The following is a 14094-nucleotide window of genomic DNA, read 5'->3' as shown; positions in this document are numbered from 1 at the left end:
ACTCCGTTTCTGCGGTGCGGGTGGGCGCCGGGACCGGCTTGGCCCGTGGGCCCGTTTCAGCATAGAGGCTCGCCGATCGGGGCATCCGTCGACCCCAGACGGACGTAGGCTTGAGGGTGAGGAGTGCCGCTCGACCCACGGCGTCCACGATGAAGCAGCACCAGACGATCACTTCGCTGCCGCCTTCGCCGGAAGCGGAGCGACGCGCGCGCATGATCAAGTACACGATCGCGATGACGATCCGCGTCCTGTGCATCTTCGCCATGCTGTTCGCGCAGGGCTGGTGGCTCGTGATCTTCGCGGCGGGCGCGGTCTTCCTGCCCTACGTCGCGGTCGTGCTCGCGAACGTGAACACGTCATCGCGGGACACCGTGCTGCGCCCCGGCGGTATCGTGCGGGTGACTCCCCCCGCCCCGGGCGCCGGTGAGTCCGGCGGCGGCACGCCTCCCGCGGCATCCGACGACGGGGGAACCGACCACGATCGCGGTGCCGCGTGATCGGCGGCATCGGGGCGGACGCCGCCCAGGGAGTATGTTCGCGCGCTGCATGCCGCTCAGGAGCCGCGTGGCGCATCGACTGGCAGAACCCGCGCATCCACGCCGGCGACCGGTGGAAGACGTGGCTCGCGTGCGACGAGCACGTCGACTACCTGCAGGGGTTCCTCGAGGCCCGCTCGTTCCCAGTGCGCGTCACTCGATTCGACCCCACCGAGACCGATGCCGACGTGGAGGCCGGCACGTGAACAGCTGGTCCTTCCTGAGGTCGCGGCGTTGGGCCGGCTACCTCGCACTCGTCGTCGTGTTCGCCATCGCCAGCTCGGCGCTCGGAACATGGCAGCTGAACCGTCGCGCCGAGGCGCTCGCCGAGGTCGCCCGCATCGACGCGAACTACGACGCCGAGGCCGTGCCCGTCGCGGAGGCACTCCCCGATCCCGCCGCGTTCGACATCGACCAGCGCTGGCTCGTCGTCGCGCTCGAGGGCGAGTACCTCGCCGACGAGGAGATCGTCGTGCGCAACCGCCCGTTCGGCGGCAGTTCGGGCTTCGAGGTCATCACGCCCATCCGCCTCGACGACGGCACCGTGTTCATGGTCGACCGCGGCTGGATCGCACAGGGCTCCGATGGACGGCCGGGCGAGTACGCCGCGCCGCCCGCGGGTCAGGTCGAGGTCGAGGCGCGACTGAAGGCCGGCGAGGGACGCATCGCCGGACGTACGTCGACGGGCAACGAGTTCGCGACCATCGACCTCCCCGAGCTGGCCGAGCGCGTCGGCGAGCCTGCCTATACGGGGGCGTACGGCGTCCTGGTGCAGCCGGGGGCGGATGCCTCCGAGCCGCCGCTCGCGGCTCCGCGTCCCATCCGCGACGAGGGGCCGCACCTCTCCTACGCGCTGCAGTGGTTCGTGTTCGCGCTGATGGCGTTCATCGGACTCGGCTGGGCCGCGAACCAGGAACGACGCGCGCTCGCGGAGGCATCCGCTTCGCCCGACGCGCCGGAGGCGCCGCGCCAGTCCCGCAGGCCGCCGCGCGAGCGCAGGGATGCCGATGTCGAGGACGAGGTGCTCGACCGTCGGTAGAGCATCGCGCCACCGCGGTAGTTCAGGCCAGCTCGATGAGCTCCTGGTACTCGCGGCTCCAGTGGTCTTCGGTGCCGTCGGGCATGATGAGCACGCGCTCGGGGTTGAGCGCCTCGACCGCACCGGGGTCGTGCGAGACGAGCACGACCGAACCCTCGTAGTGCGCGAGCGCGTCGAGGATCTCGGCCCGGCTCGCGGGATCGAGGTTGTTCGTCGGCTCATCGAGCAGCAGCACGTTCGCGCCCGACACCACGATCATCGCGAGCGCGAGACGGGTCTTCTCACCGCCCGAGAGCACGCCGGCCGGCTTGTGCACGTCGTCACCCGTGAAGAGGAAGGAGCCGAGCACCTTGCGCGCCTCGGTTTCGGTGAGGTTCGGTGAGGCGCTCACCATGTTCTGCAGCACGCTGCGCTTCACGTCGAGCGTCTCGTGCTCCTGCGCGTAGTAGCCGACGCGGAGGCCGTGCCCCGCTTCCACCACACCCGTGTCAGGACGGTCGACGCCCGCGAGGATGCGCAGGAGCGTGGTCTTGCCGGCGCCGTTGAGGCCGATGATGACGACCTTCGATCCCCGGTCGATCGCGAGGTCGACCGCGGCGAAGATCTCGAGCGACCCGTAGCTCTTCGACAGGTCGCTCGCCGTGAGCGGCGTGCGCCCGCACGGTGCCGGTGTCGGGAAGCGCAGCTTCGCCACCCGGTCGACGGCGCGCACCTCCTCGAGTCCGGCGAGGAGCTTCTCGGCTCGGGCCACCATCTGGTGCGCCGCGGCGGCCTTCGACGCCTTCGCGCCGAACTTCGCGGCCTGCAGTTGGAGTACGCCCGCCTTCTTCTCGGCGTTGGCACGTTCCTTCTTGCGGCGCTCCTCGTCGGCGGCGCGCTGGCGCTGGTAGTGCTTCCAGCCCATGTTGTAGATGTCGATGACCGAGCGGTTCGCGTCGAGGTAGAACACGCGGTTCACGACCTCGCCGACGAGCTCGACGTCGTGGCTGATCACGATCACGCCGCCCTTGTAGCCCTTGAGGAACTCGCGGAGCCACACCACCGAGTCGGCGTCGAGGTGGTTCGTCGGCTCGTCGAGGATCATCGTGTCGGCGTCGGAGAAGAGGATGCGGGCCAGCTCGATGCGCCGGCGCTGGCCGCCCGAGAGGGTCTTCAGCGGCTGGTCGAGGATGCGGTCGGGCAGGTTGAGGTTCGACGCGATCGACGCGGCCTCGGCCTCGGCGGCGTACCCGCCGAGCGCGGTGAAGCGGTCGGTGAGGTTGCCGTACTTGCGCATCGCGCGTTCGGCGACGGCGTCGTCGTCGCTGGCCATGGCGACGGATGCCTCGTGCATGCCGAGCACGAGCGAGCCCAGGCCGCGCGCGTCGAGGATGCGCGTGCGCGCGAGCATCTCGGGATCACCTGAGCGCGGGTCCTGCGGGAGGTACCCGATCTCGCCCGTGCGGTCGATGCGTCCGCCGGTCGGCAGCGTCTCGCCCGCGAGCGTCTTGGTGAGGGTCGTCTTGCCGGCCCCGTTGCGACCCACGAGGCCGATCTTGTCGCCGTCGCTGACGCGGAAGTTCACGTGCTCCATGAGCACGCGCGCGCCGATGCGGATCTCGAGATCATGGACGGCGAGCACGGGAATCCTCCGGGCTGATGACGGTGTGGGAGCGTGCCGACGGGCACAGCCTCCCAGTCTATCCCGCTCGTCGAACGCCAACCTCCACGCGTGGCCATGCTCCGCCACCGGTGTCGGCGGCATCCGGCAGACTCGGACCATGCCGAAGCCGCCCCCGAGCGCGCGACTGCGCGCAGCCCGTCTCGAGTCGCACGGCCTCCGCCGCGGTCACCCCACGGTCGCCGATGCCGTCCGCCGGCTCGGTGCCGTCCAGGCGCAGGACTTCGCTGCCGCGAAGTGGGTGCTCGGCGCGCGCGTTCCCGGGTCGGTCGCGGCCGACGTGGATGCCGCGATCGACGCACGTGAGATCGTGCGTTCGTGGCCGATGCGCGGCACGCTCCACCTGCTGCCCATCGACCGGCTCCGGCCGATCCTCGCGATCACCGCCCCGCGCATCCTGCAGCAGTCCGTGGCGCGCCACCGGCAGCTCGAGCTCGACGAGGCGACGTATCGGCGCGCCCGTACCATCGCCGAGGCTGAACTCGCCGGGGGCGCGTCCCGCTCGCGCGACGAACTGCAGGCGGCGTGGGAGGCCGCCGGTGTCGCCACGACCGGGCAGCGCGGATACCACCTGATCGCGTGGCTGGCCCGCGACGCCGTCATCTGCTGGGGTCCGATCGAGGGGCGCGGGCAGCGACTCGTGCTGCTCGACGAGTGGGCCCCCGGCCCTGCCGTCGCCGAGGACCGCGAGGAGACCCTCGCCCGCCTGTTCGGGGCGTACATCGCGGGTCACGGCCCCGCGACCGTGCAGGACTTCGCCTGGTGGACCGGACTGACGCTCGGCGACGCGCGCCGCGCCCGAGCGGCGGCCGACGGTGCCGTCGTCGCCTTCGATGACGAGCGGTTCGTCGCAGCGGATGCCGGGTGGCCGGCCGATCCCGCGGCCCGTGCGCCGCGCGCGGCGGGCGCGATCGCCCTCGCGCCGTTCGACGAGTACTTCCTCGGGTACGCCGATCGCGACGCCGTCTGCGATCCGGTGCATGCCGCACGAGTGATCCCGGGCGGCAACGGCGTCTTGCAACCGATCCTCGTGGCCGGTGGCCGGGTCGTCGGCACGTGGCGTCGGGGCCAGGGGCGGAAGAGGTCATCCGTGGTGCTCGACGGATTCGATGCGGCATCCGGTCTCGACCCGGCCACGTTCACGTCGTCGCTTCGCGCCTGGGCCCGCTTCTGGGGCGACGAGCTCGGCAGCGTCACGGTCGCCGGAACGACGGAACGGGCGGCGCCGATCGACGGCACCGCCCGTTCTCGGGTCGCAACGATTACTGCTGAAGCGAGGCCTGCAGCTCGAGGGTGATGGTCACCTTGTCGCCGAGGAGCATGCCACCGGTCTCGAGCGCCGCGTTGTAGGTGAGGCCGAAGTCCTCACGGTTGATGACGGTCTTGGCCGTGGCGCCACCCTTGTAGTTGCCGTAGGGGTCGCCACCGAAGCCGCCGAACTCGAAGTCGAACGTGACCGGCTTGGTGATGCCGCGGATGGTGAGGTCGCCGTCCACCTTGAAGTCGCCGCCGTCCACGCGAACGCCCGTCGACACGAAGTCGATGGTCGGGTACGTCTCGGCCTCGAAGAAGTCGCCGGTGCGCAGGTGCGCGTCGCGGTTCGGCTCGTTGGTGGTGATCGAGGCGACCTCGGCGGACGCCGTCACGCTGGACTCGAGGGGGTTCTCGGCGGTCACGAAGGTGGCGTCGAATCGCTCGAACTTGCCCTTCACCTTGCTGATCATGATGTGGCGGATGCTGAAGCCGACCTCGCTGTGCGCGTTGTCGATGGTCCAGGTGCCGACGCGGTAACCGGGAATCTCGGTCCTGATGGCGGTGCTCGTCATAGTACTGGTTCTCTCCGTTGTAGGGATGTCGGTGCGGCCAGTGCGGCCACACGAATGCAAACGCATAGATCTCTCCGCCTATTCCCGGAATCGCATGACTTCGGTCTGAGTGTTCCCCGAGTCAGGAGACGAGCGACCGCCGGAGCGTCAGCACGCGCGCCACGGCCTCGTCGAGGCGGCGCTCGGTGATGCGCCCCGACTGCACCGCGGCGACGATCGAGGCGGCCAGCCCGTCGATCGAGATGCCGAACTCCGACGGGTCGGCCGGCAGCACGTAGAGCAGGAGATCGGCGCCCGCCGCGATCGCGCGCACCGCGTTCTCGCCGGGATCGGCATACTCGGGCAGGCCGTTGTGCTGCAGCATGAGCATGTCGTCGGTCACCACCACACCCTCGAAGCCGAGCTCCTCCCGCAGGATCCGGTGCCACTCGGGCGACAAGGACGCGGGGGCAGGGTCGACCGCCGGATAGGTGAGATGCCCGGTCATCACGAGCTCGGCGCCCGCATCGATGCCCGCATCGAACGGGATCGACGGGCCGGCACGCCACTCGTCGATGGTGAGTGGCGCGGCGGGAACACTCGAGTGGGAGTCGCCCGGGGCGGCGCCGTGGCCGGGGAAGTGCTTGAGCGTCGAGAACACCGTGCCCTGCTCCCCCGAGACCGCGGCGGCGACGCGCTCGGCGGCGCCGTTCGGGTCGGTGCCGAGCACGCGACCCGCGATGAACGACTCGGCGTCGGCCGTGACATCCGCCACGATGCCGAAGTTGACCGAGACGCCCACCTGCGCCAGCATCGACGCACGCAGCGCGAACGCGTCACGGCTCGCGACGGCCGGCTGGGCACGCAGTGCCTCCGCGCTCGCGGCGTCGTCCCACGGCAGGCGCTGCACCTCGCCGCCCTCCTCGTCGATACCCATGAGCACCGGGGCTTCGGGATCCGCCTGCGTGGCCCCGGTGAGCGCGGTGAGCTCGGCCGGGCTGCCCGGGATGTTGTCGCCCATCAGGATGAGACCGGAGACGCCGGCATCGACGTAGGCCCGCAACGGCGCGGGATCGGTACCGGGGGCGTGCAGCATGAGCAGCACGGTCGCCTTCTGCACGGCCGTGAGCTGCGACATCCGCTCGTCGACCCAGTCGGCCGTCGAGGCCTCGGGCGTCGGTGTCGGCGTGGAGGCGGTCGGGCTCGGGGTCGGGCTCCTCGTTGGCGCGGTCGGGGCTGCGCTTCCGCAGGCGGTCGCGACGAGGAGCACCGCCGCGACCAGGAACGGCAGCGCGGCCACTCGCTTCGCACGCACCCGCACGAGTCTACGCTGCGTGTCCCGCGCAGCGCCGAGCAGCACCGTGGGTAGACTCGCCGCGCTCGAGAGGGGTGGTCGTGCGAAGCAGGGTGGGGGTCATCGGTGCATCGATCGTGCTCGCCGTGACGCTCGTCGTGCCGGTCGGGCCCACGTCCGCCGCCGAGTACCCGAGCTGGGACGAGGTGGAGGCGGCGAAGGCGGATGTCGCGACACGCGAGGCCGAGGCGACCCGCATCACGGCGTTCGTCGACGAGCTCGAAGCGGAGTCCGGTCGGCTCGGCGATGCGGCCGTCGAGGCGGCGGCCGTGTCGGCGGACGCCGAGGCGGCACGTGCCGATGCCGAAGACCGAGCCGGCACGCTTCGCGCCGCGGCGGCTGGCGCAGCAGAGCGAGCGGCGGAAACGGGCGCGCAGCTCGGCCGGGTGAGTGCCGTGCTCGCACGTTCGGGTGGAGCGGATGTCACGCTGCGGCTGCTCTTCGACCGCCGCGAGAAGGATCTGCTCGCAGGCCTCTCCCGGGCGGTGCAACTCGCGAACATCTACGGGGGCGTCGCCGCACGGGCGAAAGCCGCTCGCGCCGATGCGCAGGCGCTGAGTGCGCAGGCGGATGTCGCCGAGCGGGAACGCACTCGTCTCGCGGGCGCGGCCGCGGACGCGTCAGAGGCTGCGGAGGCTGCGCATCAGGCCGCCGAAGCGCGCGTCGCCGAGCAGCGGGCGACGCTCGACACGCTCTACGCCCAGTTGGCGAGCCTGCGCGACCGTTCGGTCGAGCTCGAGCGGCAGTTCCGCATCGGCGAGCAGGCGGCCCGCGAGCAGGCCGCGCGCGAGCAGGCCGCGCGCGACGCCGCTGCCGCGGCAGCCCCAGCCCCCTCGCGTGGCGGTGGCGGTGGCGGTGGCGGTGGTGGCGGCGGTGGGGCTCCCCCACCCGGCGTGCTCGTCGATCGGGGGGCGGCGAAGGCGTATGCCGCCAGCCGCATGGCAGCCTACGGATGGGGCTCCGAGCAGTTCCGCTGCCTCGACCTGCTCTGGACGCGCGAGTCGGGATGGCGCGCCGACGCGTACAACCGATCCAGCGGCGCCTACGGCATCCCCCAGTCGCTGCCGGGCAGCAAGATGGCCAGTGCCGGCTCGGACTGGCGCACCAACGCCGCCACCCAGATCGATTGGGGCCTCTCGTACATCTCGGCGCGGTACGGGACGCCCTGCGGTGCGTGGGCGCACTCGGAGGCGTACAACTGGTACTGATGCCACACGATGACGAGCGCGAGGTCTTCCGGCGGCACGGCGCCGAGGGCGTACTCCTCCTCGGCGGCGGCGCGGCCATCCTGCTGCAGCTCGCCGACCCCCGTGTCGCCCGTGGGGTGGCCCGGCACAGCGGGTTCCGCGACCGCCCGCTCGACCGCCTGCTCGGCACGCTCGACTACGTGTACGCCGTCGGATTCGGCGACGACGACGTGATCGCAGCGGCGGTCCGTTCGGTGAACGCACGGCACGCCCCGGTGCGCGGCGCGGCCGGCGACGGGCAGTCCGCGTACAACGCGTTCGACCCCGACGCCCAACGGTGGGTGGCGTCGACGTTGCTCTGGGTGGCGCTGCGGCTGCACGAGCGGCTCTGGGGCCCGATCGACGTCGCCACCGCCGACGCGGTCGTGCGCGGCTATGCTCCCCTCGGCTTCCACCTTCAGGCCGGCCGGGCCGGCTGGCCCGCCACGCGAGCCGAATTCGAGGCATGGTGGGCCGAGCGCCTGGCCGGGCTCGACGTGGGTGCCGACGCTCGATCGGTGGCCCGCACGCTCCTGTCCGGGGCATCCGCGCTGCCGTTCGGGGCCATCGCGCTGCTCCCGCTCGTGCGGCTCGTCACGGCCGCGCTGCTGCCGCCCGACCTGCGGCGGGCGTTCGGGTTCCGGTGGACGCCGCGGGCCGAGCGGGTCGCGGATGCCTGGCTCGCCGGCATCGCGGCGGTGTGGCCGCTGCTCCCGCGCGTCGTGCGGCATGCGCCGATGCATGTCTCGCTCCGTCGTGTGCGGCGCCGCAGCCGGTACGCTGAGCTTGAGCCACGAGGACGACGATGACCCAGCAGATACCGCACCGGCATGAGCCGCTCGACAGCATCGACCGGCGCATCGTGGCCGAGCTGAGCCGCGACGGGCGGCTCTCGGTGCGCACGCTGGCCGAGCGGGTGCACGTCTCACGCACCGCCGCGCACAACCGGGTGCAGCAGCTGCAGAAGCGCGGCGTCATCACCGGCTTCGGCGCGCAGATCGATCGCAAGGCGATCGGCCTGCACATCTCAGCGCTCGTCGTCGTGCGCATCGGCGAGGTCTCCTGGGAGGAGATCGCCGCCAAGCTCGCGACCCTCCCCTTCGTCGAGAAGGTGCAGGCCGTCTCGGGCGACATCGACATCATCCTCACGGTGAGCGCACCCGACCACGAGCAGCTCAGCCAGGCGATCCTGCGCGACATCCACGACATGCCCGGTGTGGTGTCGACCAGGTCGCACCTGATCCTCGCCGAGTTGGAGGGACATCCGCCCGCTCAGACGCTGGACATCTGGCGCGCCTAGGGCCGTTCCGGGTGGACGGGTGGCCACCCTTTGCACGCCACCGAGCCGATCGTTCACGGTTCGTCGAGACCCCCTGCGGGCGAGCTCGCGCAGGCGCAACATTGGGAATATGAGCCTCAATGTCGAGCACCACAGCGTCCGAACGCTCCCCTCCGAGAAGCCGATCCGGCTACTCGACAACGCGGGCCACGCCGTGCACGGTGCCGCGGCCGGCGGGTTCGAGCTTCCCGAGCCCGACACGCTCGTCGAGCTCTACCGGCGCATGGTCGTCGCGCGTCGCTTCGACGTGCAGGTGACCGCCCTCACCAAGCAGGGCCGGCTTGCGACGTATCCCTCGGCCTACGGGCAGGAGGCGTGCGAGATCGGCGCGATCTCCGCAATCGAGGCGCAGGACTGGTTCTTCCCGACGTACCGTGACAGCATCGCGCTGCTGACCCGCGGCATCGACCCGGGCGACATCCTGCAGTCCTTCCGCGGCGACTGGCACAACGGCTACGACCAGCACGCCCACCGGTGCGCCTCGCAGGCCACCCCGCTCGCGACGCAGGCCCTGCACGCCGTGGGCCTGTCGCACGCGGCCCGTCTGCGCCGCGACCCCATCGTGGCCATCACCTACCTCGGCGACGGCGCCACGAGCGAGGGCGACGCGCACGAGGCGTTCAACTTCGCAGCGGTGTGGCAGACGCCCACGGTGTTCCTCGTGCAGAACAACCAGTTCGCGATCAGCGTGCCACTGGCCCGCCAGACACGTGCCGCGACGCTGGCCGACAAGGCCGTCGGCTATGGCATGCCGGGCTACCACGTCGACGGCAATGACGTGGCGGCGATGTACGCGGTGACGCGTGCGGCCGTCGAGCGAGCCCGCTCGGGCGGCGGCCCGACGCTCATCGAGGGCCTCACCTACCGCATCGAGTCGCACACGAACTCCGACGACCCCACCCGCTACCGCAGCGCCCGCGACGTCGAGCACTGGAAGCGGCGCGACCCCATCGAGCGGCTCGAGAAGTACCTCGTCTCCGAGGGCGCGCTCACCGAGTCGCTGCGTTCCGAGATCACGGATGCCGCGGAGTCGGTCGCCGCGCACACCCGCGAGGTCATGACCTCCGAGGCGGAACTCGACCCGCTGGAGCTCTTCGACCACGTGTACGCCCGCCCGCGCGCCGCGCTCCTCGAGCAGCGCGCCCACCTCGAGGCCGAACTCGCCGAGGCCGCCACGCACGCCGGCCGTGAGCACGCCGGGGCCGCCCGATGACCGCGACCACCACCGAGCAGGCGACGCCCGCGGCATCCGCCCCCACCCAGCTCACGATGGCGGGCGCGTTGAACGCGGCGCTTCGCGACGCCATGGCAGCCGATGACCGCGTGGTCGTGTACGGCGAGGACGTGGGCCCGCTCGGCGGGGTCTTCCGCGTGACCGACGGCCTGCAGGCGCAGTTCGGCGACGAACGCATCTGGGACTCCCCGCTCGCCGAGTCGGGCATCGTCGGCACGGCCATCGGCATGGCCATGTACGGCATGCGCCCGGTCGTCGAGATGCAGTTCGACGCATTCAGCTACCCCGCGTTCGAGCAGATGGTGTCGCACGTCGCGAAGATGCGGAACCGCACCAAGGGCCGGATGACCCTGCCGATGGTGGTGCGCATCCCCTGCGCCGGCGCGATCGGCGGCGTCGAGCACCACTCCGACTCCTCCGAGGCGTACTGGACGGCCACGCCCGGGCTCACCGTGGTGATGCCGTCGAACCCCGCCGACGCCTACTCGATGCTCCGCGAGGCGATCGACAGCGACGACCCCGTGGTGTTCATGGAGCCGAAGAGCCGGTACTGGTCGAAGGCGCCGCTCACGCTGCCCGTCACGACGGCGCCGATGGACCGGGCGGTCGTCGTGCGCGCGGGCACCGACGTCACCCTGCTCGGCTACGGCCCCACGGTGCGCACCGCACTCGAGGCTGCCGACGCCGCCGAGGCCGAGGGCCTGTCGATCGAGGTCGTCGACCTGCGCAGCCTCTCCCCGTTCGACGACGAGACGGTCGGGGCATCCGTGCGCAAGACCTCCCGCGCCGCCGTGATCCACGAGGCCGCCCAGTTCGGCGGCTACGGCGCCGAGGTCGCCGCACGCGTGACCGAACGGAACTTCCACCACCTGGCCGCTCCGGTGCTGCGGATCACCGGGTTCGACATCCCCTACCCGTCGCCGAAGCTCGAGGAGCACTTCCTGCCGACGCCCGACCGCATCCTCGCCGCGCTCGGCACCTGGGAATGGGACGACTGATGGGCCGCGACTTCATCCTGCCCGACCTCGGCGAGGGCCTCACCGAGGCCGAGATCGTCGCCTGGCTCGTCGCTCCCGGCGACGAGGTCGCCATCGACCAGCCGGTCGTCGAGCTCGAGTCGGCCAAGTCCGTCGTACAGCTGCCGACGCCGTTCGCGGGCGTCGTCGAGACGCTCGGCGGCGAGGTCGGCGAGGTGCTGCACGCGGGGCAGGTGCTCATGACGCTCGCCCCCGCGGGCAGTGGCGAGGTCACTCCGCCGCAGGGCGAGCAGGCGACGGATGCCGCGGCCGAGGCCGTGGCCACCGCCGAGGCCGCCGCCGAGCCCGGGGTCGCGGTTCCGACCGAGGCCGCGACCGAGGAATCGGGTGCCGTGCTCATCGGGTACGGAACCCGCGCCTCGAGCGCGACCAAGCGCGCCGCCTCGGCTCCCTCCCGCTTCGGGCGCAAGCGCGCCGGCGCCGGCGGATCCGGCTCTTCGACGGGAACCACGATCGCGACCGGTCCCGCCCGCGAGCCGGCGCGGCTCGACCCCTCGCGCCGCTCCCCCGTCGTCTCGCCCATCGTGCGGCGCATCGCCCGACAGCACGGGTTCGACGCGAGCCAGCTCGACGGCTCCGGTCCCGATCATCTCGTGATGCGCCGCGACGTCGAGGAGTTCCTCCGCGAGCTCGAGGGCGCCGGAACCGCGACCGAGGCCGTCGCCGCGGCACCCGGAGAGCCGGCCACGGCGGAACGTGCGGCTGCGGCATCCGCCGCATCCGCCGCATCCGCTGCGCCCGCCGAGGGCGACCGCCGCGTGCCGCTCGACCGCATGGGCCGCGCCGCCGCCGCGCACTTCTCACGTTCACGCCGCGAGATCCCCGAGGCCACCGTCTGGGTGGATGTCGACGCCACCGAGCTCCTCGCCGCCCGCCGCCAGCTTCAGGAGGCCACCGGCGAGCGATTCGGCGTCACCGCGCTCGTGGCACGGTTCATCGTCGCCGGACTCGCACGGCATCCGCTGCTCAACTCGAGCTACGACGCCGAGCGCGAGGAGCTCGTGATGCACGGCGCCGTGAACCTCGGCATCGCCGCGCAGACACCGCGCGGGCTGCTCGTGCCCGTCGTGCACGGAGCCGAGCGGATGAGCCTGCGCGAACTGCGAGACGCGATCGGCGCACGCAGCGAGGAGGCCGCCACCGGCGCGTTCCCGCCCACCGCGCTCACCGGCGGCACGTTCACGCTGAACAACTACGGCACCCTCGGCGTCGACGGTTCGGCGGCGATCATCAACCACCCCGAAGCCGGAATGCTCGGCATCGGCCGGCTCGTCGAGCGCCCCTGGGTCGTCGATGGCGCCCTCGCGGTGCGCACGGTGACCGAGCTCACGCTCTCATTCGATCACCGGGTCTGCGACGGCGCCGAAGCAGCGGCGTTCCTCACGTTCATCGCCCGCTGCATCGAGCGACCGGTGTCGCTGCTCGCCGACCTGTAGGCAGGGGCCGATCTAGAAGAACTGGTCGGGTGTACCCGCCGCGCGCTCCACGTCGCTCGTGTCGCGCCCGTCGGCCTTGAGCTTGGCGACGGCGACGCGGAGGCCGGACTCCATCTGGGCAGCCCAGGCGTCGGACTCGCGGGCGGTCGACTCCGCAGCTCGCGCTCGGGACTCGGCGGCCTCGGCGGAGCGACGCGCGTCGGCGACCTGCCGGAGCGCGAGCGAGATGCCGTAGTACGCGGCGACCATCGTGGCGATCGGCGCGGCGACGACCGCGAGGGCACTGACGCCCGCTCCGTTCGGCGTGAAGGCCACGACGAGCGCGAATGCGAGGAACAGGGCAACGATGGCGACGATCACCACCAGCATGAAGCGCAGGTCACGGCTCCACGGCGTCGAGCGGCTCGCCGCAGGTTCGGGTGCGGGCTCGGGTCGTGCGTGCTCGGGTTCGGCTCCGAACACCGCCGTGTCGCCGTACGCGGCGGCGGGGTAGGTCGGATCGGAGGTGCGGGCGGTCGTGTCGCTCATGTCGCAGAACCCCTTGCGTTCGGATCGTCCCCTCATTCTGTGACGCGTTCGGGGGGCGGTCAAGGAAGCGCGCCGTGCGCAAGCCCTCGCCCCAACCTGATCCGCGGAGTTAGGGTCGGGGGATGCCGGAGCGAGAGGTGCGAGTCGGAGACCGGCAGTACCTCGTCCATGAGTCGGGCGAGGCGGTCGCCGGAACGTCGAACGTGCTGCTCGTGCACGGCATCGGGATGACGCACTCGTCGCTCGACGCCGTGCAACGCGAGCTCCCACCGGGCCTTCGGGTGTTGAACGTCGACCTGGCGGGATTCGGGTCGACCCAGCGGCCGCCGCGCGCGGTGCCCGTCGAGCAGTACGCGTCCGACCTCGCCGAGATCCTCGATCGCCTCGATGCCTGGCCTGTGGTCGCCGCAGGGCACTCGATGGGCACGCAGGTCGTGCTCGAGCTCGCGAGGATCCGCCCCGACCAGGTCTCGACGATCATGATGGTGGGGCCCGTCGTGGATCCCGCCCGCGATTCGATCGTGAAGCAGGCCCTCGACCTCCTGCGTGACACGCTGGGCGAACCGATGGCCGTGAACGCGCTCGTCGCCCGCGACTACCTCCGGGGCGGGGTTCGCTGGTACCTGAAGGTGCTTCGGGAGATGATGCGGTACCCGACGCTCGACCGCATGCGGGGATGCCCCGTACCCGCCATCGTCGTGCGGGGCGAGCGCGATCCGATCGCCCGAGACGAATGGTGCCGGCAGCTCGTCGCCGCGAACGGGGCGTCGGCTCGGTTGGTCGCGGTCGCGGGCGACCGCCACGTCGTTCCCCGCACGTCGCCTCGCCGCGTCGCCGAGGAGCTGTCCACGGCGGCTGGGCTACCGCTCATCGATGTCGGTGGGTCCTGAGATGATCTCA

At 71.7% G+C, this 14094-nt stretch carries 15 protein-coding genes; 11 read left to right on the top strand and 4 right to left on the bottom strand.

From position 1 onward, the window contains the following. Positions 1–149: 149 nt before the first annotated feature. The 3 genes from AB0K73_RS06695 to AB0K73_RS06685 are packed head-to-tail and all read left to right on the top strand — an operon-like array spanning position 150 to position 1575. Positions 150–497, top strand: a complete 348-nt coding sequence (locus tag AB0K73_RS06695; RefSeq protein ID WP_360511882.1) for a DUF3099 domain-containing protein — start codon at positions 150–152, stop codon at positions 495–497. Next, a complete protein-coding gene (locus AB0K73_RS06690) occupies positions 494–742 on the top strand; it encodes a hypothetical protein (RefSeq protein ID WP_360511880.1) in 249 nt (82 codons plus the stop codon). Before AB0K73_RS06695 ends, AB0K73_RS06690 begins: the two co-directional genes overlap by 4 nt. Then, complete coding sequence (locus AB0K73_RS06685) at positions 739–1575, top strand: SURF1 family protein (RefSeq protein WP_360511878.1); 837 nt, start codon at positions 739–741, stop codon at positions 1573–1575. The genes AB0K73_RS06690 and AB0K73_RS06685 overlap by 4 nt, the downstream gene beginning before the upstream one ends. Before the next feature lie 22 nt (positions 1576–1597). Here the strand turns inward: AB0K73_RS06685 and AB0K73_RS06680 are convergent, their stop codons facing one another. Beyond that, positions 1598–3196, bottom strand: a complete 1599-nt coding sequence (locus AB0K73_RS06680; RefSeq protein ID WP_360511876.1) for an ABC-F family ATP-binding cassette domain-containing protein — start codon at positions 3194–3196, stop codon at positions 1598–1600. A 139-nt stretch (positions 3197–3335) separates the two neighbouring features. On the opposite strand from AB0K73_RS06680, the gene AB0K73_RS06675 reads away from it, so the two are divergent. Further along, entirely contained in the window at positions 3336–4532 is a 1197-nt protein-coding gene (locus tag AB0K73_RS06675) for a winged helix DNA-binding domain-containing protein (RefSeq protein ID WP_360511874.1), read from the top strand. Here AB0K73_RS06675 and AB0K73_RS06670 read toward each other — a convergent pair. Together AB0K73_RS06670 and AB0K73_RS06665 are read right to left on the bottom strand one after the other, a co-directional pair. Next, the gene (locus AB0K73_RS06670; protein WP_360511872.1) at positions 4498–5061 is read right to left on the bottom strand and encodes a YceI family protein; all 564 of its coding nucleotides are present in this window, start codon (positions 5059–5061) and stop codon (positions 4498–4500) included. The genes AB0K73_RS06675 and AB0K73_RS06670 overlap by 35 nt on opposite strands. Positions 5062–5182: 121 nt before the next feature. Further along, positions 5183–6355, bottom strand: a complete 1173-nt coding sequence (locus AB0K73_RS06665) for a glycoside hydrolase family 3 N-terminal domain-containing protein (RefSeq protein ID WP_360511870.1) — start codon at positions 6353–6355, stop codon at positions 5183–5185. 80 nt (positions 6356–6435) lie between these two features. Between AB0K73_RS06665 and AB0K73_RS06660 the strand changes: the two genes are divergently transcribed. The 6 genes from AB0K73_RS06660 (at position 6436) to AB0K73_RS06635 (ending at position 12666) form a co-directional block, all read left to right on the top strand. Then, the gene (locus AB0K73_RS06660) at positions 6436–7602 is read left to right on the top strand and encodes a hypothetical protein (RefSeq protein ID WP_360511868.1); all 1167 of its coding nucleotides are present in this window, start codon (positions 6436–6438) and stop codon (positions 7600–7602) included. Then, the gene (locus tag AB0K73_RS06655; protein WP_360511865.1) at positions 7602–8429 is read left to right on the top strand and encodes an oxygenase MpaB family protein; all 828 of its coding nucleotides are present in this window, start codon (positions 7602–7604) and stop codon (positions 8427–8429) included. Before AB0K73_RS06660 ends, AB0K73_RS06655 begins: the two co-directional genes overlap by 1 nt. Then, positions 8426–8920 carry an Lrp/AsnC family transcriptional regulator gene (locus AB0K73_RS06650; RefSeq protein ID WP_360511862.1) on the top strand — a complete coding sequence of 165 codons (495 nt, stop codon included), beginning with the start codon at positions 8426–8428 and terminating at the stop codon, positions 8918–8920. The genes AB0K73_RS06655 and AB0K73_RS06650 overlap by 4 nt, the downstream gene beginning before the upstream one ends. Before the next feature lie 109 nt (positions 8921–9029). Beyond that, positions 9030–10172: a pyruvate dehydrogenase (acetyl-transferring) E1 component subunit alpha gene (pdhA, locus tag AB0K73_RS06645; protein ID WP_360511860.1), complete on the top strand. Its 1143-nt coding sequence runs from the start codon at positions 9030–9032 to the stop codon at positions 10170–10172. Beyond that, a complete protein-coding gene (locus AB0K73_RS06640; protein ID WP_360511858.1) occupies positions 10169–11191 on the top strand; it encodes an alpha-ketoacid dehydrogenase subunit beta in 1023 nt (340 codons plus the stop codon). The genes pdhA and AB0K73_RS06640 overlap by 4 nt, the downstream gene beginning before the upstream one ends. Beyond that, complete coding sequence (locus AB0K73_RS06635; RefSeq protein ID WP_360511856.1) at positions 11191–12666, top strand: dihydrolipoamide acetyltransferase family protein; 1476 nt, start codon at positions 11191–11193, stop codon at positions 12664–12666. The genes AB0K73_RS06640 and AB0K73_RS06635 overlap by 1 nt, the downstream gene beginning before the upstream one ends. A 12-nt stretch (positions 12667–12678) precedes the next feature. Here the strand turns inward: AB0K73_RS06635 and AB0K73_RS06630 are convergent, their stop codons facing one another. Next, positions 12679–13194, bottom strand: coding sequence for a hypothetical protein (locus AB0K73_RS06630; protein WP_360511854.1), 516 nt, complete (start codon positions 13192–13194; stop codon positions 12679–12681). Between the two features lie 122 nt (positions 13195–13316). On the opposite strand from AB0K73_RS06630, the gene AB0K73_RS06625 reads away from it, so the two are divergent. After that, the gene (locus tag AB0K73_RS06625; protein WP_360511852.1) at positions 13317–14084 is read left to right on the top strand and encodes an alpha/beta hydrolase; all 768 of its coding nucleotides are present in this window, start codon (positions 13317–13319) and stop codon (positions 14082–14084) included. The last annotated feature ends 10 nt before the right edge of the window (positions 14085–14094 follow it).

This window comes from Agromyces sp. NPDC052230 (assembly GCF_040679595.1).
Taxonomy (GTDB): domain Bacteria; phylum Actinomycetota; class Actinomycetes; order Actinomycetales; family Microbacteriaceae; genus Agromyces.
This window is presented reverse-complemented; position numbering and strand designations above follow the sequence as displayed.